The sequence below is a fragment of the Streptomyces sp. NPDC048603 genome, assembly GCF_043199475.1.
Classification (GTDB): Bacteria; Actinomycetota; Actinomycetes; order Streptomycetales; family Streptomycetaceae; genus Streptomyces.
The window spans coordinates 19,309-43,452 of the sequence record NZ_JBICVY010000007.1; the positions used below are offsets into that span (position 1 = coordinate 19,309).

15 protein-coding genes are annotated in these 24,144 nt (G+C 73.4%); 7 read left to right on the forward strand and 8 right to left on the reverse strand.

Annotated features, from left to right (window positions below; genetic code table 11):
- Positions 1 to 86: 86 nt before the first annotated feature.
- The 5 genes from ACGFQ9_RS18210 to ACGFQ9_RS18230 all read left to right on the forward strand — a co-directional run bounded on the left by ACGFQ9_RS18210 (position 87) and on the right by ACGFQ9_RS18230 (position 7,454).
- Complete coding sequence (locus ACGFQ9_RS18210) at positions 87 to 572, forward strand: DUF2975 domain-containing protein (protein WP_393574798.1); 486 nt, start codon at positions 87 to 89, stop codon at positions 570 to 572.
- Positions 572 to 832 (forward strand): helix-turn-helix domain-containing protein, encoded by a 261-nt coding sequence (locus ACGFQ9_RS18215; RefSeq protein WP_393574799.1) that lies wholly within the window; start codon positions 572 to 574, stop codon positions 830 to 832. Before ACGFQ9_RS18210 ends, ACGFQ9_RS18215 begins: the two co-directional genes overlap by 1 nt.
- Before the next feature lie 113 nt (positions 833 to 945).
- Complete coding sequence (locus ACGFQ9_RS18220) at positions 946 to 1,446, forward strand: DUF6912 family protein (RefSeq protein WP_393574800.1); 501 nt, start codon at positions 946 to 948, stop codon at positions 1,444 to 1,446.
- Positions 1,443 to 2,135 carry an HAD family hydrolase gene (locus ACGFQ9_RS18225; RefSeq protein WP_393574801.1) on the forward strand — a complete coding sequence of 231 codons (693 nt, stop codon included), beginning with the start codon at positions 1,443 to 1,445 and terminating at the stop codon, positions 2,133 to 2,135. Before ACGFQ9_RS18220 ends, ACGFQ9_RS18225 begins: the two co-directional genes overlap by 4 nt.
- Positions 2,136 to 2,486: 351 nt before the next feature.
- Complete coding sequence (locus ACGFQ9_RS18230) at positions 2,487 to 7,454, forward strand: NAD-glutamate dehydrogenase (RefSeq protein WP_393574802.1); 4,968 nt, start codon at positions 2,487 to 2,489, stop codon at positions 7,452 to 7,454.
- 169 nt (positions 7,455 to 7,623) lie between these two features.
- On the opposite strand, the gene ACGFQ9_RS18235 is transcribed toward ACGFQ9_RS18230, so the two are convergent.
- The 8 genes from ACGFQ9_RS18235 to ACGFQ9_RS18270 all read right to left on the reverse strand — a co-directional run bounded on the left by ACGFQ9_RS18235 (position 7,624) and on the right by ACGFQ9_RS18270 (position 20,302).
- The gene (locus ACGFQ9_RS18235) at positions 7,624 to 8,439 is read right to left on the reverse strand and encodes an ABC transporter ATP-binding protein (RefSeq protein WP_393574803.1); all 816 of its coding nucleotides are present in this window, start codon (positions 8,437 to 8,439) and stop codon (positions 7,624 to 7,626) included.
- Between the two features lie 41 nt (positions 8,440 to 8,480).
- Complete coding sequence (locus ACGFQ9_RS18240; protein WP_393574804.1) at positions 8,481 to 10,061, reverse strand: hypothetical protein; 1,581 nt, start codon at positions 10,059 to 10,061, stop codon at positions 8,481 to 8,483.
- Positions 10,062 to 10,317: 256 nt separating this feature from the next.
- Positions 10,318 to 10,500, reverse strand: a complete 183-nt coding sequence (locus ACGFQ9_RS18245) for a contact-dependent growth inhibition system immunity protein (protein ID WP_393574805.1) — start codon at positions 10,498 to 10,500, stop codon at positions 10,318 to 10,320.
- Between the two features lie 107 nt (positions 10,501 to 10,607).
- Entirely contained in the window at positions 10,608 to 12,911 is a 2,304-nt protein-coding gene (locus ACGFQ9_RS18250) for a CDP-glycerol glycerophosphotransferase family protein (RefSeq protein WP_393574806.1), read from the reverse strand.
- 202 nt (positions 12,912 to 13,113) lie between these two features.
- Positions 13,114 to 14,010, reverse strand: coding sequence for a carbohydrate ABC transporter permease (locus ACGFQ9_RS18255; protein ID WP_393574807.1), 897 nt, complete (start codon positions 14,008 to 14,010; stop codon positions 13,114 to 13,116).
- Positions 14,007 to 15,338 (reverse strand): carbohydrate ABC transporter permease, encoded by a 1,332-nt coding sequence (locus tag ACGFQ9_RS18260; RefSeq protein ID WP_393574808.1) that lies wholly within the window; start codon positions 15,336 to 15,338, stop codon positions 14,007 to 14,009. The genes ACGFQ9_RS18255 and ACGFQ9_RS18260 overlap by 4 nt, the downstream gene beginning before the upstream one ends.
- Positions 15,339 to 15,343: 5 nt before the next feature.
- The gene (locus ACGFQ9_RS18265) at positions 15,344 to 16,732 is read right to left on the reverse strand and encodes an ABC transporter substrate-binding protein (RefSeq protein ID WP_393575355.1); all 1,389 of its coding nucleotides are present in this window, start codon (positions 16,730 to 16,732) and stop codon (positions 15,344 to 15,346) included.
- A gap of 171 nt (positions 16,733 to 16,903) precedes the next feature.
- Positions 16,904 to 20,302 carry an FtsK/SpoIIIE domain-containing protein gene (locus ACGFQ9_RS18270; RefSeq protein WP_393574809.1) on the reverse strand — a complete coding sequence of 1,133 codons (3,399 nt, stop codon included), beginning with the start codon at positions 20,300 to 20,302 and terminating at the stop codon, positions 16,904 to 16,906.
- A 391-nt stretch (positions 20,303 to 20,693) separates the two neighbouring features.
- Between ACGFQ9_RS18270 and ACGFQ9_RS18275 the strand changes: the two genes are divergently transcribed.
- The gene (locus ACGFQ9_RS18275; RefSeq protein ID WP_393574810.1) at positions 20,694 to 22,517 is read left to right on the forward strand and encodes a protein kinase; all 1,824 of its coding nucleotides are present in this window, start codon (positions 20,694 to 20,696) and stop codon (positions 22,515 to 22,517) included.
- A 167-nt stretch (positions 22,518 to 22,684) separates the two neighbouring features.
- Entirely contained in the window at positions 22,685 to 24,019 is a 1,335-nt protein-coding gene (locus ACGFQ9_RS18280) for a serine/threonine-protein kinase (protein ID WP_393574811.1), read from the forward strand.
- Positions 24,020 to 24,144 lie beyond the last annotated feature (125 nt).

Consider the following 24,144-nt stretch of genomic DNA (forward strand, 5'->3'; position numbering starts at 1 on the left):
GCCACCTTCCGCTTTCGTGCCCCAGCCCTTGCCGCGCCTATCGAATCTCGATAGATTTCCATCGGAAGTCGATGGAGGGTTGGGTCATGGGAAAGCTGACGGTGGCTGCGTTGCGCGCCGTGCTCGCGGTGGTGCTCACCGGCACGGTGTTCGTGCAGGTGTCGATGGTGTGGGCGTTGTTCAACGATCCGGAGGACGGGGCGCTCCCGCTGACCCCGCTGCGCCTGATCACGATCCTGGGCATGGTGGCGGTCCAGGTCGCCCTGGTCTGCGTGTGGCGGCTGGTGGCGATGGTGCGACGCGGAACCGTGTTCTCCCACGCGGCCTTCCGCTACGTGGACGGGGTGATCGGCGCGATCGTGGCGGCCTCCCTCCTGTGGTTCGCGGTCACGGCCGTCAATGCGCCGGGCCAGCGGGACGACCCGGGCGTCACCGTCATCATGGGCGGGATCGGCCTGGCCATCCTCGGAGTCGCGCTCATCGTGCTCGTGCTGCGGATGCTGCTCGCCCAGGCCGTCGCGCGCGATGTCGAAGCCACGCAGATGCAGGCCGAACTGGACGGGGTCATCTGATGCCGATCGCCGTCGACATCGACGTGATGCTGGCCAGGCGGAAGATGTCCGTGGGTGAGCTCGCGGACCGCGTGGGGATCACGCCCGCCAATCTGGCGGTGCTCAAGAACGGCCGCGCCAAAGCCGTGCGCTTCGCGACCCTGGCCGCGCTCTGCGAGGCGCTCGAGTGCCAGCCGGGCGACCTGCTGCGCTGGGAGGCCGCGGCCGAGGAGGGGACCGAGGACGAGACCGCGGGCGCCGTGGGCGCCGCGGGCGAATGAAACGTGCCCGGCGCGGGGCTCTCCGGCGTCCGGGCCCGTAGGCCGGACGGAGTCCGCCGCGGGGTGGGGCGGTCGTATCCTGAGGGCGTCTCGACTACGGAAAGCAGCCGGCCATGCGCGTGTACGTCCCCCTCACCCTCCCCCGGCTCGCCGAAGCGCACCAGGCGGGCGAGCTCGGACCCGCCCCCGTGCGCGCGTACGCCGTCACGCCCGGCCTGCGCGAGTGGTACGTGTCGGACGACATCGAGGAGCTCGAGTACGCCGCCCTCGGCCGGGCCGCCGCCGCCTCGCTGCGGATGCTCGCCGAGGACGCGGACGCGCCCCGCCGCCGGGTCGTCGTCGCCGTCGACGTACCGGACAAGGCCGCCACCGCCGTCCCCGGGCTCGACGAGGCCACGCTGGGCCAGGTCACCCTGGCCGGCACCGTACGGCTCGCCGTGGCCGCCGCCGTGCACGCGGACGCCGCCGAGGCCGAGAAGGACGTGGCGGCCGCCGCGGAGGCGCTCCCGGCCGCCGATGCGGGGGACGACGACGCCCGGTTCACCGTGGACGGCGCCGATGACCACGAGCTGCTCTGGTTCGGCGTTCAGGAGATCCCGGGGCTGGTCCGATGAGTGCTGCGAACCCGATAGCCGCCGCGGTGCGCGGGCCGCACCTCGTGTGGGACTGGAACGGCACGCTGCTCCACGACATCGACGCCGTCATCACCGCGACCAACGCCTCCTTCGCCGAGCTCGGCCTCGATCCGATCACCCTGGAGCGCTACCGCGACCTGTACGTCGTACCCGTGCCGAAGTTCTACGAGCGGATCATGGGGCGGCTGCCCACCGAGGAGGAATGGCTCGTCATGGACGAGACCTTCCACCGGCACTACTGGACGGCCGCCGCGGACTCCGGCCTGGCGGAAGGAGCCCGCGAGCTGCTCGGAGACTGGCAGCGGGCCGGCCTCAGCCAGTCCCTGCTCTCGCTCGCCCCGCACGACCGGCTGGTCCCGCTCGTCCGCACCCACGGCATCGACGGCCACTTCCTCCGCGTCGACGGCCGGGTCGGCCCCTCCCACACCAGCAAGGCCGGCCACCTGGTCCGGCACCTGGAGGCGCTGGCCGCCGACGGCGTGACCGCCGCCCGGACCGTGCTCATCGGGGACGCCCTGGACGACGCGGCGGCCGCCGCGCACGTCGGAGCCCGGGCGGTCCTCTACACCGGTGGTTCGCACAGCCGGACGAGTCTGGAATCGGCCGGTGTGCCGGTCGTCGACACCCTCGAGGAAGCCGTGCGCACCGCGCGCGACCTGGCCGAATAGGCACTGCACGCACATACCGGCCCGCGCGCTGTCCAGAGTGTCAAAGTTCCGCACCGGCTTTTGTACACATACAGCTCATGACGCGCCGGGGGTGTTGCGAGATAGCCTTGTACCCGTGATCAGCGCGATAGCCATCGGGGGCACCGACGCCCCCGGCCTGCGCCCGGCGCCCCTGCGCGCCCGGGCCTTCGCTGCTTCACGCGCGCGGAACGACCGGACCCTCTGGCCGATCTTGGCTGATTCCGTTCCGGTGACATCCCACCTCGACATAGCGTCGTCGTCGACTGCGATTTCCGCGTTTTCTTCCTTCACCTACGTCACGCAACGGCGCGCGACAGGAGCCATGAGGACATGCAGACCAAGCTGGACGAAGCAAAGGCCGAGCTGCTCGCACGGGCGGCCCGGGTAGCTGAGAACAGCCCGGCCGGGGGGCTACTTCCGACTGGGTCCGAGCGGGCCGGTCGGCCAGACCGGGACACGGTGCTCGACTACCTCCAGCGCTATTACCTGCACACTGCACCCGAGGACCTGACGGACCGCGACCCCGTCGACGTCTTCGGTGCCGCTCTTTCGCACTTCCGGCTCGCCGAGAACCGGCCGCAGGGCACCGCGAACGTGCGCGTCCAGACGCCCACCGTCGAGGAGAACGGCTGGACCTCCAGCCACTCGGTGGTCGAGGTCGTCACCGACGACATGCCCTTCCTCGTGGATTCCGTGACGAACGAGCTGTCCCGGCAGGGCCGCGGCATCCACCTCGTCATCCACCCTCAGGTCGTCGTCCGCCGTGACGTCACCGGCAAGCTCATCGAGATCCTCGGCCAGAACGGCGAGACCCCCGGCGGCAAGGCCGGGCGCCCGCACGACGCCCTCGTCGAGTCCTGGATCCACGTCGAGATGGACCGCGAGACCGACCGCGCCGACCTCAAGCAGATCAACGCCGACCTCCTCCGCGTCCTGTCCGACGTCCGCGAGGCCGTCGAGGACTGGGAGAAGATGCGCGACGCGGCGCTGCGCATCGCCGACGGCCTGCCCGAGGAGCCCGTCGCCCCCGACCTGCAGGAGTACGAGCTCGAAGAGGCCCGGGAGCTGCTGCGCTGGCTCTCCGACGACCACTTCACCTTCCTCGGCTACCGCGAGTACAACCTCGTCGACGGCGACTCGCTGTCCGCCGTCCCCGGTACCGGCCTCGGCATCCTGCGCTCCGACCCGCACCACGGCAAGGAGGACGGACACCCGGTCTCGCCGTCCTTCAACCGGCTTCCCGCCGACGCCCGCGCCAAGGCCCGCGAGCACAAGCTGCTGGTCCTGACCAAGGCCAACAGCCGCTCCACCGTCCACCGCCCGAGCTACCTCGACTACGTCGGCGTCAAGAAGTTCGACGCCGAGGGCAACGTGGTCGGCGAGCGCCGCTTCCTCGGCCTGTTCTCCTCCGCCGCGTACACCGAGTCGGTGCGCCGCGTCCCGGTGATCCGCCGCAAGGTCGCCGAGGTCCTCGAGCGGGCCGGCTTCGAGCCCAACAGCCACGACGGCCGCGACCTGACGCAGATCCTGGAGACCTACCCGCGCGACGAGCTGTTCCAGACCCCGGTCGAGCAGCTGCAGTCCATCGTCACCTCGGTCCTCTACCTGCAGGAACGCCGCCGGCTGCGGCTGTACCTGCGCCAGGACGAGTACGGCCGCTACTACTCCGCGCTGGTCTACCTGCCGCGCGACCGGTTCACCACCGGTGTCCGGCTGCGCCTGATGGACATCCTCAAGGAGGAGCTCGGCGGCACCAGCGTCGACTTCACCGCCTGGAACACCGAGTCGATCCTGTCCCGGATCCACTTCGTGATCCGCGTCCCGCAGGGCACCGTGCTGCCCGTCCTGACCGACGGCGACATCGAGCACGTCGAGGCCCGCCTGGTCGAGGCCGCCCGCTCCTGGGCCGACGGCTTCCAGGAGGCGCTGATCGCCGAGTGCGGCGAGGAGCGTGCCGCCGAGCTGCTGCGCCGCTACGGCACCGCCTTCTCCGAGGGCTACAAGTCGGACCACTCGCCGCGTGCGGCCGTCGCCGACCTGCTGCACCTGGAGAAGCTCGTCGCCAGCGACCGCGATTTCGCGCTGTCGCTGTACGAGCCGGTCGGCGCCGGTCCCGGTGAGCGCCGGTTCAAGATCTACCGCACGGGCGAGCAGGTCTCCCTGTCCGCGGTGCTGCCGGTGCTGCAGCGCCTGGGTGTCGAGGTCACCGACGAGCGTCCGTACGAGCTGCGCTGCGCCGACCGCGCCAACGCGTGGATCTACGACTTCGGCCTGCGGCTGCCCGCGCCCGCCGGCAACGGCGAGGCCTCCTTCCTGGGCGACGACGCCCGCGAGCGCTTCCAGGACGCCTTCGCCGCGGTCTGGCAGGGCGACGCGGAGAACGACAACTTCAACAACCTGGTGCTGCGCGCCGGGCTGACCTGGCGGCAGGCCGTCGTCCTGCGCGCGTACGCCAAGTACCTGCGCCAGGCCGGCTCCACCTTCTCGCAGGACTACATGGAGGACACCCTCCGCAACAACGTCCACACCACCCGGCTGCTGGTCTCGCTCTTCGAGGCCCGGATGTCGCCCGGCCGCCAGGCCGCCGGCACCGAGCTCGTCGACGCCATGCTGGAGGAGCTGGACGGGGCCCTGGACCAGGTCGCCTCGCTCGACGAGGACCGCATCCTGCGCGCCTTCCTGACGATGATCAAGGCAACGCTGCGGACCAACTTCTTCCAGACGGGCGCGTCCGGGGGGCCGCACTCCTACGTGTCGATGAAGTTCGACCCGCAGGCCATCCCGGACCTGCCGGCCCCGCGCCCGGCCTTCGAGATCTGGGTGTACTCGCCGCGCGTCGAGGGCGTCCACCTGCGCTTCGGCAAGGTCGCCCGAGGCGGCCTGCGCTGGTCCGACCGCCGCGAGGACTTCCGTACGGAGATCCTCGGCCTGGTCAAGGCGCAGATGGTGAAGAACACCGTCATCGTCCCGGTCGGCGCCAAGGGCGGCTTCGTCGCGAAGAACCTGCCGGACCCGTCGGTGGACCGCGACGCGTGGCTGGCCGAGGGCATCGCCTCGTACAAGATCTTCATCTCGGCGCTGCTCGACATCACCGACAACATGGTCGGCGGCGAGGTCGTGCCGCCGAAGGACGTGGTCCGCCACGACGAGGACGACACGTACCTGGTCGTCGCCGCCGACAAGGGCACCGCGACCTTCTCCGACATCGCCAACGGAGTGGCCCAGGAGTACGGCTTCTGGCTCGGCGACGCCTTCGCCTCCGGCGGCTCGGCCGGTTACGACCACAAGGGCATGGGCATCACCGCCCGCGGCGCCTGGGAGTCCGTCAAGCGGCACTTCCGCGAGCTGGGCCACGACACCCAGACCGAGGACTTCACGGTCGTCGGCGTCGGGGACATGTCCGGTGACGTGTTCGGCAACGGCATGCTGCTCTCCGAGCACATCCGCCTGGTCGCCGCCTTCGACCACCGGCACATCTTCATCGACCCGCACCCGGACGCGGCCGTCTCCTACGCCGAGCGCCGCCGCCTGTTCGAGCTGCCCCGCTCCTCGTGGGCCGAGTACGACACCGCGCTGCTGTCCGCGGGCGGCGGCATCCACCCGCGCACCGCGAAGTCCATCCCGGTCAACGCGCAGATGCGGGAGGCCCTCGGCATCGAGGACGGAGTCACCAAGCTGACCCCGGCCGAGCTGATGCAGGCCATCCTCAAGGCCCCGGTCGACCTGCTGTGGAACGGCGGCATCGGCACCTACGTCAAGTCCTCGGCGGAGTCGCACACCGACGTCGGCGACAAGGCGAACGACGCGATCCGCGTCAACGGCCACGACCTGCGGGTCAAGGTCGTAGGCGAGGGCGGCAACCTCGGTCTGACCCAGCTGGGCCGGATCGAGTACGCCCGGACCGGCGCCGGCGGCGAAGGCGGCAGGATCAACACCGACGCCATCGACAACAGCGCCGGCGTGGACACCTCCGACCACGAGGTGAACATCAAGATCCTGCTGAACGCGCTGGTCGCCGAGGGCGACATGACCCTCAAGCAGCGCAACAAGCTGCTCGCCGAGATGACCGACGAGGTCGGCCGCCTGGTGCTGCGCAACAACTACGCGCAGAACACCGCCCTGGCCAACGGCAGCTCCCAGGCCCCCAGCCTGCTCCACGCCCAGCAGCGCTTCATGCGCCGCCTGGGCCGGGACGGCCGGCTGGACCGCGCCCTGGAGTTCCTGCCCAACGACCGGCAGATCCGCGAGCTGCTGAACCGGAACGAGGGACTCTCCCAGCCCGAGCTGGCGGTGCTCTTCGCCTACACCAAGATCACGGTGGCGGACGACCTCGTCCACACCACGCTGCCGGACGACCCGTACCTGCGCACCCTGCTGCACGCGTACTTCCCGACGGCGCTGCGCGAGAAGTTCCCCGAGCAGATCGACGCGCACGCGCTGCGCCGGGAGATCGTCACCACGCTGCTGGTCAACGACACCGTCAACACCGGCGGCTCGACCTTCCTGCACCGCCTGCGCGAGGAGACCGGGGCCTCCCTGGAGGAGATCGTCCGGGCGCAGCTGTCGGCCCGCGAGATCTTCGGCCTGGCCGAGGTGTGGGACGCGGTCGAGGCACTGGACAACAAGGTCCCGGCCGACGTCCAGACCCGGATCCGGCTGCACTCGCGCCGCCTGGTCGAGCGCGGCACCCGCTGGCTGCTCAACAACCGGCCGCAGCCGCTGCAGATCGGCGAGACCATCGCCTTCTTCGGCGAGCGGGTGGCGCAGGTCTGGTCGGAGCTGCCGAAGCTGGTGCGCGGCGCGGACCTGGAGTGGTACCAGCTGGTGCTGGACGAGCTGACCGAGGCGGGCGTGCCGGAGGAGCTGGGCGCGAAGGTCGCCGGGTTCTCCTCGGCGTTCCCGACCCTGGACATCGTCGCGATCGCGGACCGCACCGGCATCGACCCGCTGGACGTCGCCGAGGTCTACTACGACCTGGCCGACCGCCTGGACATCACCCAGCTGATGGACCGGATCATCGAGCTGCCGCGGGCCGACCGCTGGCAGTCCATGGCCCGTGCCTCCATCCGCGAGGACCTGTTCGCGGCGCACGCGGGGCTGACCGCGGACGTGCTGGCGGTGGGCAGCGGGGACGCCACTCCCGAGGAGCGCTTCAAGGCGTGGGAGGAGAAGAACACGGCGATCCTGAGCCGTGCGCGGACGACGCTGGACGAGATCCAGGGCTCGGACGACTTCGACCTGGCGAACCTGTCGGTGGCCATGCGCACCATGCGCAGCCTGCTGCGGGCGCACGGCTAGTCCCGGCCGGCACGCGCGTCCCGCTGAACGGCGGCCCCGGCCCCCGGACCACTCGGTCCGGGGGCCGGGGCCGTTCTGCCCGGGCCCGGGGCGGGGGGCCGGGGTTGTGGTTGTGGGAGAGGCCGTTCCGCCCGGGAGCCCGGGCGGTGCGCGTCGCGGCCGGGCCGCGTCACCCGCCCCTGGTGAACGCCTCGTACGCGTCGCAGACCTCCGCCGCCGGGCCGTCCATGCGGAGCTCGCCGCGCTCCAGCCAGATCGCCCGGTCGCAGGTCTCGCGGATGGTGCCGATGCCGTGGCTGACCAGGAAGACGGTGCCGGCCTCCTTGCGGAGTTCCTCGATCCGGGCCTGGCTGCGGCGCTGGAAGCGGGCGTCGCCGGTGGCCAGGGCCTCGTCGATCATCAGCACGTCGTGGTTCTTGGCGGCGGCGATGGAGAACCGCAGGCGTGCCGCCATACCGGAGGAGTACGTCCGCATGGGGAGGGAGATGAAGTCGCCCTTCTCGTTGACCCCGGAGAAGTCGACGATCTCCGCGTAGCGGTCGCGGATCCGCTGCCGGGTCATGCCCATCGCGAGACCGCCGAGGATCACGTTCCGCTCGCCGGTCAGGTCGTTCATCAGGGCCGCGTTGACGCCGAGCAGCGACGGCTGCCCCTGCGACCAGACCCGGCCGGACGCCACCGGCTGCAGTCCGGCGACGGCCCGCAGCAGGGTGGACTTCCCGGAGCCGTTGGAGCCGATCAGGCCGATGGCCTCGCCCTTGTACGCGGTGAAGCTGACCCCGCGTACGGCGTGCACCTCGCGGGCCGGCGGGCGGGGGTCCTTCCGGCGCAGGATGCGGCCGAGCGCGGCGGTGGCGCTGCCGCGGCCGCCCGCGGCGCCGTGGACCCGGTAGACGACGTGGACCTCCTCCGCGATGACGGTGGGGACCCGGGTGGCCGCGGGTGCGGCCGGGCGGGCCGGGGTCGGGGCGGTCGGGTCAGCCACGGCCGTACTCCTTCTGCCTTCCAGAACCAGACGAACCGTTCCTAGCGATGTTGGCCAGTGTTGGCCAGATCACTGGTTTCCGGACGTGTGGTCCGGTGATCCCGCGAACGGTCTTCGGGATCGGGGAACAGCGCGAGCTGGTCACCTTGGTCCGGTCGAGTCTTGCCGCCTCTGTTGGGCGTGCTCGCCGTCCTGGGTGGGCTCGTGGTCCCGCGCGGCCTGGGAACGAATACGGTCTGGCCGGTAGCTCTCCGCGCACTCATCCTCTGGTAGGTGCCGGTCACACCTGGCCGACGCCGGATCCTGTGTCCCAGGCCGCGCCTGCCGATCGCCACAGCCGCCGAGTGGTGGCGTGTGACGGTGGTCTTCGTGTGGGTCTGCCGGAGCGGGCCCTTCCAGTGCTGCTCGCCCCAGAAGCTGGTGTACGCCGGATCGACCGCGATGACGACAAGACCCGCGTGGAAAGCCATGCCGCGCAGACGTTCGCGGAACCGGGCGGTGGGGATACCGGCGACGGTGCGACGAAATCGCCTGCCGCGTCCGCCCCGGCCCATCGTCTCGCGGCCGGTGGTGCGGGCGTCCGCGAAGTCGAGGTTTTCCACCACGATTCCCACGCACCGGTGCTGTTCTGCCAGGGCGATGAGTTCGGTGATCGCGGCCCGCAGGCGGCCGTCCCGACGGGATGCCGGGCCTGTGAGGTCGATGGGGATGGTGTGGGGCGTGCCGGTGGGGTTGCCGTGCGGGTCGAGGACGTATGCGGCGAGGTGGTCGGCGTTCAGGTCGATGCAGAGGAGGCGTTGGCCGGACTGCCGGATCTCTTTCGGGGTCGGCAGGACGGCGGCATCGGTGGACCATGATGCGTCGAGGTACCAGCGGTCGCGGGCCGGGTTGTGGACGATGTCGTAGCGCACGGCCCGGTTGGCGGTCACCCGGTCCAGCCACTCCTGACGGCGGTGGTGGAAGGTGACCGTGCACGCGAGCCGGTAGCGGCCGCGCGGGGCGTTCGCCAGGTGCCGCAACGGCTCGGGCAGCACGAGCGAGACCTCGCCGGTGTCCGGGGCGACGGTGATGGTGTAGTTGCCGTGCGGGGCGCCGGACTCTCCATCGGCGGTGAGGAACATCCGTGCGGCGTCCCACCGCTCCCGCCAGCCGGCCTCGGTCAGCCCGGCCTCGGTCAGGTGGTGCCGCACCCTCGCCAGCCGGCCTCCGCCGGCCACGACCGGGGGACGCCCCTGGTCGATCTGCCGCTCCACCACCGCCAGCCGGGCCTGCAGAACCCTCAGACGCCGCTGCTTCTGGTAGCGCTCGGCCCGGTTCGCGTAACCACGCACCCGCCCGTGCTTCTGGCCGCACGGCACCGCCAGGCGGGGCTCGATCTTCCCGATCCGGCGCCGCAGACTGGCCCGTTCGGCGATCAGGCAGCGCATGGAGAGCTGGTACTGGTCTTCCGACGCCCGGGTCATCGCCCCTGCCCACCGCGACGAGGAGACCGCCGTGAGCTGCTTCTTCCGCCCGGCCCGCCCGGTCTGCCTGGCCGGAACGTTTCCGATCCGGACTCGCGCGGCGAGATCCGCCCGCTGGTGATGCCCCAGGTGCTTGCCCACCAGCACAAGGACCTTCACATCCCCTGCCGTGAGGCCCTTCAACCGGTCCCGGATCCTTGCCCCGGACGGAGCGGCCACCGTGAACGGGGCAGTAAGCACGCGCAGCTCACGCTTCCGCCCCCGCTTGCGTGCCACCAGCCACCCCCCGCCCCAAAGCCGCATCGAACGAACCAGCCACCAGCGATCATCCGTTCCGCACGCGTGCCAGAACCCGGGAACCGACCCCGTTCACCCCATCGAGGGACACCCTGGCCAACCACGGCCAACAGACGAATCAACAGTCGGCGACCCGCTGCGAGATCAGCGTGCGCAGATCCGCCGGCCGCAGCTCGCCCATCGGTACGTGCCGCAGCGCGTGCACCTTCCTGACCAGGTGCGTCGCGTCACCGGCCGGATCCGCCCAGCGGGTCGGGTCCAACTCGTCGAGGGTCCGGTCGAGATGAAGAAGACGGTCCATGCGGCACAAGCGTAGGTCCCGCCCGCCGCGGGCACGGGGAATCGCCGGGCTCCGGAGCCGCCCGGCACACCGCCCCTCACGCTGCCGCGGACACTGCCCCGTACCCCCTACGGCCACCTCGGCGCGGCCAGGTCGGCCAGGCCCGTCAGGGGCTCCGCCGGGGCGGCGGCCCCCGCCGTCAGGGCCGGAGCCGGGGCCGGACCCGGGGCCGGGGCCGGGCGGCGCGCCTCCGGCGGGACGAAGGGCGGCACTCGGTCCACCTGCCCCAGGAACACCCGGCGCACCACCCGCTCCGCCGCCAGCCCGTCGTCCAGCGCGCAGAACCGCGCCCGGAACGCCGCCCGGAGCTGGGCGGACCGCGACCCCCGCCAGTGCCCGGTGGAGAAGATGTCCACCAGCTCGTCCTCGGTCCGGGCGATGGCGCCTGGCGGGAACCGCCGCAGGTCGAAGTACGTGCCGCGGGCCGCCTCGTACGCCTCCCAGTCGTCCGCGTGGATCACGATCGGCCGGTCCAGCCCCGCGTAGTCGAACATCAGCGACGAATAGTCGGTGACCAGGGCGTCCGAGGCCAGGCACAGCTCCTCGACCGAGGGGTACGCGGAGACGTCGATCAGCCGTGAACCCGGGCCGGTGTCCGGTGCCAGCGGCCCCGGACGGTAGGTGAGGTGCGCCCGCGTCAGCAGCACGAAACGGGGGCCGAGGTCCCGCAGGACCCGCTCGAAGTCCAGGTACTCCGGCCGGCTCCGGCGGTAGTCCCGGTGCGTGGGCGCGTACAGGATCGCGGTCGTGCCGGGCGGGATGCCCAGCCGGTCGCGGAGCTCCGCCACATCGGCGGCCGTGGCGTGCTGGAACACGTCGTTCCGCGGGTATCCGTACTCCAGCGTGGTGTAGCCGGCCGGCACCGCCTTCTCCCAGACCAGCGTGGAGTGCCGGTTCGCCGACAGCAGGAAGTCCCACTGGTCGGCGCCCCGCAGCAGCCCCGCGAGGTCCGTGGTCGGGGTGGCCGCGGGCCGGTCCAGCAGGTCCAGGCCGACCCGCTTCAGCGGGGTCCCGTGCTGCGTCTGCAGCAGCACCTGGCCGCGCCGCTTCACCAGCGCCCGGTCGAAGTTCACATTGCTCACCAGGTACCGGGCGCGGGCCAGCGCCGCCCAGTATCCGAACGACCCCGGGCGCAGCGCCGCCGTCGCCGGCGGGAGGGTCGCCGCGTGCTCCGGTGCGCAGATCCAGGCCGTCCGCATCCCCGGCGCCAGTTCCCGCAGCTTGCCCTCGATCGCCGCAGGGTTGCAGGCGTAGCCGCCGTGCCAGTACGCGCTGAACACGGCCAGGTCGGAGCGGAGCGGCAGCATCCGCAAGGCGCCGTAGTACAGCCGGCCGCGTGCCTCCCGCAGCCCCTGCCGGGCGGCCGCCGACCAGCGGACCGCGGTGGCCAGGCCCGCCCTCAGCCGGGACAGCGTCCGGAACGTCCGCCGCACGCCCAGCCGCATCAGGGTGTGCCGCAGCCGGTCCGCCCGGGACACGGGCAGCGCCTCGCCGCCCGGCACCCGGAGGCGGCGCAGCTGCTCGGAGGCCCGCCGGAAGAACTCGGCGCGTGAGCCGCGCGGCAGCCGCCGCCCGTCCGAGAACACCGTGCAGTGGTGCCGGGCCATCCGCCGGTGCAGGGTCGGCCGCCACTGCTCCAGCTCCGGGCGGCCGGCCAGGAAGGCGAACAGCCGGTCGTACTGGTCGAAGAGGTCCAGCCGGCGGGAGCCGGCCGTGGTCAGGAGGGAGCCGGTCCGGCGCTGCCGGTGGTGCACGCACACCCGGTCCAGGACCGCGATCGATCCGGCGGTCAGCAGTGCCGGACCGCTCCACGGGACGTCCTCGTAGAGCCCGGTCGGGAAGGCCAGGCCCTCGCGCTCGGCGAACTCGCGCCGGTACGCCTTGTTCCAGCTGACCGCCGGCAGGCCCAGCAGGGAGGGCCGGTCCGCGATCCGGAAAGAGGCCGGACCCTCCTCGGAGAGCCGGGGGGACGACCCGTTCCGGGCCGCTTCGCCGGTCCAGAACACGCGCGCGTGGTCGTAGACCAGCACGTCCGGCGCCTCGGCCTCCTTGAGGCGGGCCTCGATGGCCTGCAGCGCGCCCGGGGTCAGCGTGTCGTCCCCGTCCAGGAAGAGCACGTAGTCACCGGTGGCCCGGGCCAGGCCCGCGTTGCGGGCCGGGCCCGGGCCCAGGTTGTGCGCCAGGTGCACGGTCAGGACCCGCGGATCACGGGCCGCGCACTCGTCGGCGATCGGCCCGCAGGCGTCCGGTGAGGCGTCGTCCACGACGATCAGTTCGAGGTCCGGGTACGACTGGGAGAGGACCGAGTCCAGACTCTCCTGCAGGTACGCCTGGACCTTGTACGCGGGCACGATGACGCTGAACCGGGGCACGGGACATCCAGGGGTCGGCGCGGGCATATTGCCCGGGAACCGTGCCGGAGATCATCGGGTTACGCGGACTGCGGCAATCGGGTTACGCGGCGTCAACATCGCGACGTACGGTCACCGTGCACGGTCACCGCGCATGGTCGCCGTGTCCGGCCACCGCATCCGGCCATGACGTGCGGTCACCATGTGCGGTCGCCATGTGCGGTCACTTCACCGCTCCCGCCATCACCCCCGTCACGAACTGCCGCTGGAACGCGAAGAAGACGAGCAGCGGCACCACCATCGACAGGAACGCGCCCGGTGCCAGCACGTCGATGTTGTTGCCGAACTGCCGGACCTGCTGCTGCAGCGCCACCGTGACGGGCGGGTTCGCCGAATCGGCGAAGACCAGCGCGACCAGCATGTCGTTCCACACCCACAGGAACTGGAAGATCCCCAGCGAGGCGATCGCGGGGGCGCCCAGCGGCAGCACCACCCGGGCGAACAGCCGCAGTTCGCCCGCCCCGTCCAGCCGCGCCGCCTCCAGCAGCTCGCGCGGGATCTCCGCGAAGAAGTTGCGCAGCAGGAACACGGCGAAGGGCAGACCGAAGGCGGTGTGGAACAGCACCACTCCCGCCGTGGTCTCGAACAGTCCGACGGAGCCGAAGAGTTCGGACACCGGGATCAGCGCGACCTGGACCGGCACCACCAACAGCCCGACCACGAGCAGGAACAGCCAGTCCCGTCCGGGGAACTCCAGCCAGGCGAAGGCGTATCCGGCGAACGCACCCAGCGTGATCACCAGCAGGGTCGCCGGGACGGTGATGGCGACCGTGCTGATCAGCGCCCTGGTGATGGTTTCGTTCGCCAGCAGGTCGCCGTAGTTGGCGGCGGTCAGCCGGGACGGCGCGCTCAGCACCTGCCACCAGCCCTCCCGGTTCAGGTCCGTGGGCGACAGGAACGAGGACAGCAGCAGGCCGAGCGTCGGCAGCAGCCAGAACAGGGCCGCCAGCACCAGGAACACCCTGACGGCACCGCCCGCGGCCCGGGCGGCGAGCCGCGCCGCCACCGGGGGCCTGCCGGGGGAGCCCGGCAAGGGCCGGGTCTGTACGGGCCCGCTCATCGGGAGCCCTCCTTCCGCAGCCGGCGGATGTTGTAGAGCATGACCGGGACCACCAGCACCAGCAGCAGCACGGCGATGGCGCTGCCCAGCCCCTGGTCGGCGTCCGTGCCGAAGGAGGTCCGGTACAGCTGCAGTGCCAGCACGTTCGCGTCGTCCTGCACCGACCCGGGTGCGATCACGAAGACCAGGTCGAAGATCTTCATCACGTTGATGACCAGGGTCACCAGGACCACGGCCAGGACCGGTGCCAGCACCGGCACGGTGATCCGGCGGAACACCTGCCACTCGTTCGCCCCGTCCACCCGGGCCGCTTCCAGCAGCTCACGCGGCACCGCCGCCAGCCCGGCCCCGATCAGCACCATGGCGAACCCGGCCCACATCCAGACGTACGCGCCGATGACCGCCGGGGTCACCAGCGACGGGCCCAGCCAGTCCACGCCCGCGTACGCCTCGCGGAAGTTCTCCGCGGGCAGCCGCAGCACCGCCCCGTCCGCCTTCGCCGACAGGGTGAAGGTGCCGTCGGCCCGGGCCCGGGTGGAGTCCACCACCCTGCCGTCCTTGACCGCCTCGATCCGCATCCCCGCGTACGCCGGCTCGGCCGGGTCCACCGTGTTGGTGCGGCCGCCGCCGCCCCGGGTGAAGTCCTGCCAGGCGGTGCCCGTGACCTTCCCCGGCTCGGCCGGCGCCGGACGGGCCGGCCCGGTGCCCTCCGGCAGCGCCGCGGGAGCCACCCCGACCATCGGCAGCAGCACCGGAACGCCCGCCCGGACCGGCTCCCTCGTGGCGAACGCACCCCCGCCGGCCGGCGCCAGCGGCGAATCCCGGCCCGGCCGGGCCTTCGGGAACGCCGAGGCCTCCGCGAACGTGTCGTGCACCCCCACCCACACCGCGTTCGCCACACCCCGGTCGGGGTCCTGGTCGTAGACCAGCCGGAAGATGATCCCCGCCGCCAGCATGGAGATCGCCATCGGCATGAACACCACCAGCTTGAACGCGGTGCCCCAGCGCACCCGCTCGGTCAGCACCGCGAAGATCAGACCGAGCGCCGTCGCCGCGGCCGGCGCCAGCACCACCCACACCGCCGTGTTCTTCAGCGCCGTCCGGATCGTGTCGTCCCGCAGGATCTCCCCGTAGTTGTCCAGGCCGACGAAGGTGTCACCGGACCGGTCCAGGAGGCTGCGGTAGACGGAGTAGACGATGGGCTCCAGCACCAGCGCGCCCAGCAGCACCAGGGCGGGCAGCAGGAAGGCCACCGCGACCAGCCGCTGCCGCCTCCGCTGCCGGCGTCGCCCGTCCGCGGGCACGGCGGACCGTGACGTCCCGGGCACCGGGATCAGTTCCCGAACGCCTTGGCCGCTTCGGCCTCCAGCCTGGCCTGCGTCCCCGCCACGTCGGACGGGTTCTTCAGGAAGTCCTGCAGCACCTTCCACTCGCCCGCGCCCGGCGTACCGCCGAACGACGCCGGGGCCTGGTCGGACATGTCGAACCGGAAGTCGTCGCCCGCGGCGATCAGCGACTTCGCGATCTCCCGCTGGATGTCGTTCGGGTACGCCTCCGGCCGGACCGACTTGTTCGGCGAGAGGAAGCCCCCCTCGCGGGCCTGGATCTCCGCCGCGTCCGGCGAGGCCAGGAACGTCAGCAGGGCCTGCGCGCCCTTCGACGGCTTCAGCGCCACCGCCACGTCACCGCCCGACACCACCGGCGCCTTGGCGCCCACCGCCGGGAACGGGAACACCTTCGCGTCCTCGCCGATCTTCGCCTCGGTCTGGGCGATGTTCACCGCCACGAAGTCGCCCTCGAAGACCATCGCCGCGGCCGGCTGGTCGCCGCCGGTGAAGGTCTGCGTCACCGACTTGGGGAACTCGGTGGCCAGCGCCCCGGTCTGACCGCCCGCCAGGAAGTCCTTCCGGCCGAACAGCGACGCCAGGGTCCGCAGGGCCTCACCGACGCTCGGGTCCGTCCACTTGATCTGGTGCTTGGCCAGTTTGTCGTACATGTCCGGGCCGGACTGGGACAGATAGACGTTCTCGAACCAGTCGGTCAGCGTCCAGCCGTCCGCGCCGGCCACCGACACCGCGGGCACGCCCGACGCCGACAGGGTGTCCGCGGTCGCGATGAACTCCGGCCAGGTCTTGGGGACCTTCGCGCCCGCCGCCTCGAACGCCTTGGTGTTGTACCAGACCAGGGACTTGTTCGCGGCCTTGTAGTACACCCCGTACTGGGTGCCGCCGACCGCGCCGAGGTCCTTCCAGCCCTTGGAGTAGTTCTTGTCCAGCTGCGCCTGCGCCTCCGGGCCCACCGGCTGCGCCCACTTGTTCTGCACGGCCGACACCAGCGCACCGACCTGCGGCAGCAGCGCCACGTCCGGCGGCTGCCCGCCGGCCACCTTGGTGCCCAGGAAGGTCACGATCGGGTCCTGCGCCGGTACGAAGGTGACCTTCGCGCCGGTCCGCTTCTCGAACTCCTTCAGGACCTTGGTGAAGTTCTCCTGCTCGGGGCCGGTCCAGACGGCCGCGACCTCGACCTTCTCGCCCGACAGGGACGGTAATTCCACGCCCGGCGAGCCGCCGGGCTGGGCCTGGCCGCTCGGCGGCACGCCGGGCGTACCGCCCCCGTCACCTCCGTCGTCCCCGTCGCCGCAGGCGCCCAGGGCGAGCACCGATGTGGCGGCCAGCGCCACCCAGGCGTATGTGGTCGTACGGCTTCGTCCGCGGATGCGCATGGCTTGGCCCCCGATGCCGGTGGTGTCCAGTGGTGTTCCGTGGTGTGTTCCGTGCCACAGGTCTACGCCGGACATGAGCCACGGGCAATACCGCGTCCCCCGTCCGGACCGACTTGGGCGAGTCGGCCCGGGGTCCGTGGGTGCGGGTGCGGGGCGGGCGGCGGGCAGACCCTAGGGCGCGGGCGGGAACGGCACCGGTATCGCCGAGACCAGGTGGGAGGCCCGGTCCAGCGCACTGGCCAGCAGCGCCAGGTCCGTCGGCCCGTTGCCCAGCTCGCGGACCGGGCGGCGGGCGGGCGGGTCGCCCATCCGCTCCCACTCCAGCGGGACCACCGTCGGCCGCTGGGTGGCCGTGCGCGGGATCCGGCCCGTCACCCGGCCCGCCTGGAACGGGGTCATGCGCCCCTCCGGGTGGTGCAGCACGCCCCGGCCGGGACCGGGCCGGTCGGGTGCGTCCAGTTCCACCCGCAGCCGCGCCAGCCGGGCCGGCTCGGTGTCGGCGGTGCGCTCCGGGCGGGCGCTGGCCGTCACCAGGTGCACCCCGAGCCGGCCGCCCTCCCGGGCCACCGCCTCCAGGGCCCGTACGACCGAGCCGGCGGCCGGGCGGCCCGTACTGCCCAGGGCGGGCGAGGTCAGCGCGTCGAAGTCGTCGACCAGGACCACGAGCCGGGGCAGCGGGCCGGGACCCGCCTCCGCCCTGGTCTGCGCGCCGGCCTGCGCACGCAGCCGGAGCGTGCCGGTGCGCGGGGAGTCCAGATCGCCGCGGGCTTCCCCGCGCAGCTCGCCGGGGGCGGGCCGGCGCGGCGAGACCATCCGGCCGGAGACCTCGCGCTGCTCGTGCCACTCCGCGAACGGAACCCCGGCGAGGAGCTCGTCCCGGCGCTTGAGCTCGGCGCCGAGGGCCTGCGCGAACTCCCGCATCCGCAGCGGGTCGGAGGCGACCAGGTGCGCCGACACGTGCGGCAGCTCGGTGCACGGGGCCAGGCCCTCGCCGCGCTCCCCGCCCGCGCCGTCGAGCAGCAGCAGACCGAGGCGGTCGGGGCGGGCGGCGGAGGCGAGGGAGGCGGCGACGGAGCGGAGCAGCTCCGTACGGCCGCTGCCGGGCGGGCCCTCGATCAGCAGGTGCGGGCCCTCGGCGACCAGCTCCACGCCGACCGGGCCGCCCCGGCCGCTGCCCAGCACGATCTGGGCGTGCCCGCCGACGGACTGGCCCTGGTCGGTGGCCTCGGCCCAGCGGGCCATCAGGGACGCGGGGGTGGCCCGGGCCAGGCCGAGTTCGTCGAGCAGCCGGGCGGTCTGCGGAAGGGCTGCCGCGGGCCGGGCGGCGGCCGGCATCGCGCTGCCGGTGCGCAGCGGCGCGAGGGCGCGTGCGAACCGCTCCGCCCAGGCGGCGGAGACGGCGTCGGCCGTGGCCGTCCCGGAGTCGGCTCCGAGCCGGCCGGCCGCCACGGGGAACACCCGGACGGTGGTGGCCACGTCCCCGCTGAGCAGCGCCACCGTGCCGCAGTCGCGGAAGGCGGGTGCCGCCGCGCAGGCCGTCTCGAAGGTCTCGGTGACCGGGGAGGCGGGGCTGGCGGCCGGGGCCTCGGCCAGGCAGAGCAGGTGGATCCCGGCGGCCGGGCCGTGCGAGGCCAGCCGCCGGGTGAGGTCGCGGAGCGGGCCGGGGCCGGGGTCGCCGTCGACCAGCACCACCGTGTACGGCCCGCGGTACGCCGCGGCCGTACGCAGGACGGCGTCCGGCTCGGCGGAGGACCATCCGGAGCCGAGCGCGCTGTCGTCGAGCCGCCGGGCCAGCTCGGCCGCGCGCGCGGCCGCCTGGTCGCGGTCGTAGGCGAGCAGCAGCCGGCAGTCCTGGCCGTGCGCGGGCCGGGTGTGCGGCAGCCAGCCGAGCCAGCCCCAGTCCCGTACACGCTCCTGGGACGGCCGGGTCCGGTCGTTGGCCAGCAGTACGATCTCCAGCTCGCCGGGTGCGTGCCGGGCGGCGAGCTGCGCCAGGACGGAGCGGGTCAGCCCGGTCAGCCGGGTCCGCGGGCCGGCCAGACCGAGGGCGCCGGCGCCGGTCAGCGCGACGCGGCAGCCCGCGCCGAGCGTGAGGGTGAGCGGGCCGGGGTGGGCGCCGGCGGCTTCGGTGCCGCTGGCTCGGGTACCGGTGGGGTGGGTGCGGTCGGGATGGGCGCTGCCGGCCCACAGGTCCGCGCTCGGTGCGAGCGCGGCGAGCAGGAGCGCGGCGGGGTTTCCGTCGTCGGGCAGCTGCGTGGCCGGGCCCTCGGCCACGCCCTCGTCCGTGACGGCGTCCTCCCGGCCCACCCACTTCCGCGCCCATGCCCGCAGCCGGGAGCCTGCGCCCGAGCCTGCGTCCGGCGAACCTGCGCTGTTGCTGTTGCCGATGGTGTTGGCCTGCGTGCGGGGGCCGTGCGGGGCGTGGCCGTGGCCGGCGGGCGTTGCCGTGGCGTCGTGCCGGGGGGCGGGGGCGTAGCCGTGTTCGGAGTGAGCTGTGGGCGGGGTCGCTCCCGCTCCTCCGTCACCCCGGCCTCGCCGGAGGGACTCCCGTCCGGAAACCGGGGCTGAGCCCCGGACCCCGTCCCCGGCCTGCGGTGCGGGCGTCCCGGGGGCGCCGTGGGGGCCGGTGCCCTGTCCGGTCGTGTGAGCCGCCACGCCGGGGTGCCCGGATCCCGAGGCGGAATGGCCGCGCGCGGCACCGCCGGAGCTGCCGTACGGGGCCGGGGCGTGGGCGGGCGGGTGCGCCTCCGGGCCGGGGTGTGCGGCTGCGGGGGTGGTGTGGCCGTGTTCCGGCCTGCCTGCCGGGGCGGGGCCGGGTGCCGGCGTGCCGGGGTGGCCCCCGACGGCCGGCGGTGTGGCGGCGTCAGGGGCGTCGTACCCGGTGTCGTGGCGGGCCGGCGGCGGGAGGGTCAGATGGCCCTCCAGGTCCGGGGTCAGGGGGAGGGGATCGGGGGTGCCCGCGGAGGACAGCCGGAGGGTCGACTCGCCGACGCGCAGCAGCGCGCCCGGCGGCAGGGCGACCGGCGCCGGCCCGACTTCCGTGCCGTCGACCGCGGTGCCGTTCGTCGAGTTCAGGTCCGCGACGGAGACCCGGCCGTCCTCCCCGACCAGCACCGCGCAGTGCTGCCGCGACACGTCGGGGTCGTCCAGCGGGACGTCCGCATCGCCGGACCGGCCGATCCGGACCTCGCCGGGGTGCAGCAGGTGCACGCCGCCCGCGTCCGGCCCGGCCACCACCTCCAGCTGCGCCAGCCGCTCCGCACGGGCCAGCTGGGCCAGCTGCGCCGGACCTCCGGGCCGGTCCGGGACCGGCCCGTGGACGGCCAGTACGGCACCGTCCACCAGGGGCGGTTCGCCCAGCACCGCCCGCTGCGGATCCAGTCGTTCGGTCCCGGCGTAGAGCACGACCGTGCCGCCCGTGTCCGGCCCGCCGACCGCCCCGGCCAGCCCGGAGGCCACCGCCGACAGAGGCGTGCCGACGGGCGCGGTGACGAGTACGTCACAGCTGGCGGGCGCGGGCGCGCTCTGGTGGCCGCTGCGCGGCCCGATGACGGTCAGCCGGATCTGCATCGCCGTCGCGGTCCCTTCTGCGCGGTGCGAGTCGCACCCGGCGGGACCCGGGCGGTGCCGGGGCATCGCTGCCGGCCCGTCCGCCCCCCACCCGGCGCGGACGCCTCCGTCCGGTCAGGTCAGCCCGGAACGCGGGGCTCCCCGCCCGGTGTTCCGTACGGATGCATCCTCGCACCTGCCGCCGACAACACGCCCGGCGACCACCGGTAATTGATCTTGATCGATCGTTACCTCGTACCCCGGTGGCGCATATACGGACGTAAATCGTCACCCCTCGCACATGTGTACGGCAACCAACCTCGCGCACCCCGCGTCTTCCACGGGGACACCCCCTAGAGTGGGCGGACTGGAAAACAGCTAGGAACACAGCATCAGCAGGGGAGCGCGAGACGTGCGGCCAGTCGGCAGCAAGTACCTGCTCGAGGAGCCGCTCGGCCGCGGCGCCACGGGCACCGTCTGGCGTGCGCGCCAGCAGGACGCCGGTCAGCCCGGCGGGACCGGTGGGCCCGGCGAGACGGTGGCCATCAAGGTCCTCAAGGAAGAGCTGGCCAACGACGCCGACATCGTCATGCGCTTCCTGCGCGAGCGGTCGGTGCTGCTGCGCCTGACCCACCCCAACATCGTGCGCACCCGCGACCTGGTGGTGGAGGGGGACCTGCTCGCACTGGTCATGGACCTGGTCGAGGGCCCCGACCTGCACCGGTACATCCGCGAGAACGGCCCCTTCACCCCGGTCGCCGCGAGCCTGCTGACGGCGCAGATCGCCGACGCGCTCGCCGCCAGCCACGCCGACGGCGTGGTCCACCGCGACCTCAAGCCGGCCAACGTGCTGCTCGACGAGAGCGACGGGCAGATGCGCCCGATGCTCACCGACTTCGGCATCGCGCGGCTGGCCGACTCCCCGGGCCTGACCCGCACGCACGAGTTCGTCGGCACCCCGGCCTACGTCGCCCCCGAATCCGCCGAAGGCCGCCCGCAGACCTCCGCCGTGGACATCTACGGCGCCGGAATCCTGCTCTACGAGCTGGTCACCGGGCGCCCGCCGTTCGCCGGCGGGACGGCGCTGGAGGTGCTGCACCGCCACCTCAGCGAGGAGCCGCAGCGCCCCTCCACCGTGCCCGAGCCGCTGTGGACGGTCATCGAGCGCTGCCTGCGCAAGGAGCCGGACGAGCGCCCCAGCGCCGAGAGCCTGGCCCGCGCCCTGCGGGTGGTCGCCGCCGGCATCGGCGTGCACTCCGCCCCGGCCGATGTCGAGGCGGCCCTCGGCGTGGGCGCACTGCTCGCCCCGGACCCCTCGCCGGCCCCGGTGCCCGAGACGCCGGGGGCGCCCGTCGGCGCCGCCGACGCGACCCAGGTGCTGCCGGCCGGCTCCGCGGCTCCGGCCGGTGCGGGCGCGTACGACCCGAACGCGATGACCAGTGTGCTGCCACCCGTCGGTGCGCCCGGCGCGCCCGGCTCGGAGGACGCGACCTCCGTGCTGCCCGCCACCGGCGGGCCGGCGGCCGCCGACCCGACCGCCGTGATGCCCCCGGTGCAGCGGCCGGACGCGCCGCACCCCTGGCAGAACCAGATGGCGGCCGCCCGCGACCGCAACGAGCAGACCCAGATCCAGTACCTGGACCCCAGCGAGGACCCGCTGCGCCGCCGCCCGCAGCGGCAGGCGCCGCCGCCGGCTCCGCCGTACCAGGAGCCGGGCAGCCGCCGTCGGCCCCAGCAGCAGCCGCAGCAGTACCGGCAGGCGCCTCCGCCGCCCGCGCCGTATCCGCCCCAGCAGTACCAGCAGCCGCAGCAGTACCAGCAGCCGCCGCAGCAGTACGCGCCGCCGCCGCAGCACTACCAGCCGCAGCCGCCTCCGCAGATGCAGCAGCCGCAGCCGCACCGGCCGCAGTACCAGCCGCCGCAGGCACCCCCGCCGCAACGGCCCGCGCCCGCTCCGCGGGAGCCCCGCGAGCCGCGGCGCCGCAGCGCCAACCCGATGCACATCCCCGGCCTCGGCTGCCTCAAGGGCTGCCTGTTCGTCATCGTCATCTTCGTGGTGGCGGGCTGGCTGGTCTGGGAGCTCACCCCGCTCCAGTCGTGGGTCGGCACCGGCCGCGGCTGGTGGGACCAGCTCTGGACCTGGGGCTCGGACACGATCGACTGGATCGGCGACATCGTCGACACCGGGAGCGACACCGGGGGCGACGGCGGAAGCGGTGGTTCCGGAGCCCGGTAGCACCTTCACGGTGGATGGGGAGTGCCTGGTTCATGGATTTGTCGACATCTGGGGCAGGTTTTGGCCCGCAGAAGTGAAGGTCACCGCGAACTGGGCCCTCTAATGGCGTACGAGCGGCTTCCGGCCGCGTAGTTTTGGCACGTACGCCAGCCGCTGAGGGAGCAGTCGTGGCACGGAAGATCGGCAGCCGGTACACCGCGCACCAGATCCTGGGGCGGGGCAGCGCCGGCACGGTGTGGCTCGGGGAGGGCCCGGACGGGCCCGTCGCCGTCAAACTGCTCAGGGAGGACCTCGCGTCCGATCAGGAGCTGGTGGGGCGCTTCGTCCAGGAGCGCAGCGCGCTCCTCGGGCTGGAGCATCCGCACGTGGTGTCCGTCCGCGACCTGGTGGTGGACGGGAACGACCTGGCGCTCGTCATGGACCTGGTCCGGGGCACCGACCTGCGCACCCGGCTCGACCGGGAACGCCGGCTCGCCCCGGAGGCCGCCGTGGCCATCTGCGCCGACGTCGCGGACGCGCTGGCCGCCGCGCACGCGGCCGGGGTGGTCCACCGGGACGTCAAACCGGAGAACGTCCTGCTCGACATGCAGGGGCCGCTCGGGCCCGGCGGCGCGCACCCGGCGCTGCTGACGGACTTCGGTGTGGCCAAGCTGATCGATTCGCCGCGGCGGGCCGGACCGCCGCCGGGCGCGCCCCGGTCCTCCCAGCCGACCCGGATCATCGGCACGCCCGACTACCTCGCGCCCGAGATCGTCGAGGGGCTGCCACCGCGGGCCGCCGTGGACATCTACGCCCTGGCCACCGTGCTGTACGAGCTGCTGGCCGGGTTCACGCCCTTCGGCGGCGGGCACCCGGGGGCGGTGCTGCGGCGGCACGTCACCGAGACCGTGGTGCCGCTGCCGGGGATCCCGGACGAGCTGTGGCAGCTGATCGTGCAGTGCCTGGCCAAGGCACCGGCGTCCCGGCTGCGGGCCTCCGAGATGTCCGTGCGGCTGCGGGAACTGCTGCCGATGCTGGCGGGGATGCCGGCACTGGACGTGGACGAGCCGTACGACGCGGAGGCGGAGGAGGAAGCCGACGAGGCGGCCGCGGCAGCGGCCGCTGCGGCTGCTGCCGGGGCGGGCGGGCCGGGGGCGGCGGGGGAGGCCGCGGGGGCCGGGGACGGGTTCGGGCGGCGGCGGGTGGTGCCGTTGGTGCCGGGCTCGGCGACGGATTCCAACCGGGACACCCACACCTCGATGCGGGTGCCGGGGCCGGACGAGCTGGCGGGCGGTGCGCTGGGTACGGCGCGGGTGCCCCGGCCCGCGGGCGGGCACCGGCCGGGGTCGGCGCGGCACCGGGCGGAGGCGGTGCGGAAGCGGCGGCTGATGCTGACCGGGGCGGCGGTCGCGGTGGCGGCGGCGGTCGGGATCGGCGGCTGGCTTGCCGCGTCCCCGTCCGACTCGGACGACCCTGCCCCGCAGGACACCAGGCAGCAGCAGCCGGCCGATCCCACGCCGTAGCCCTCCGGGGCGTGGGCTCCGGCTGCCGTGCGGGGCCCTGGGGCAGGGGTGGCTTCGGGTGCGGGGGCCGGGGGCTCCGGCTGGGGGTGTCCGGGACGGCATGATTTACGGCGCGCTGAGCGGGA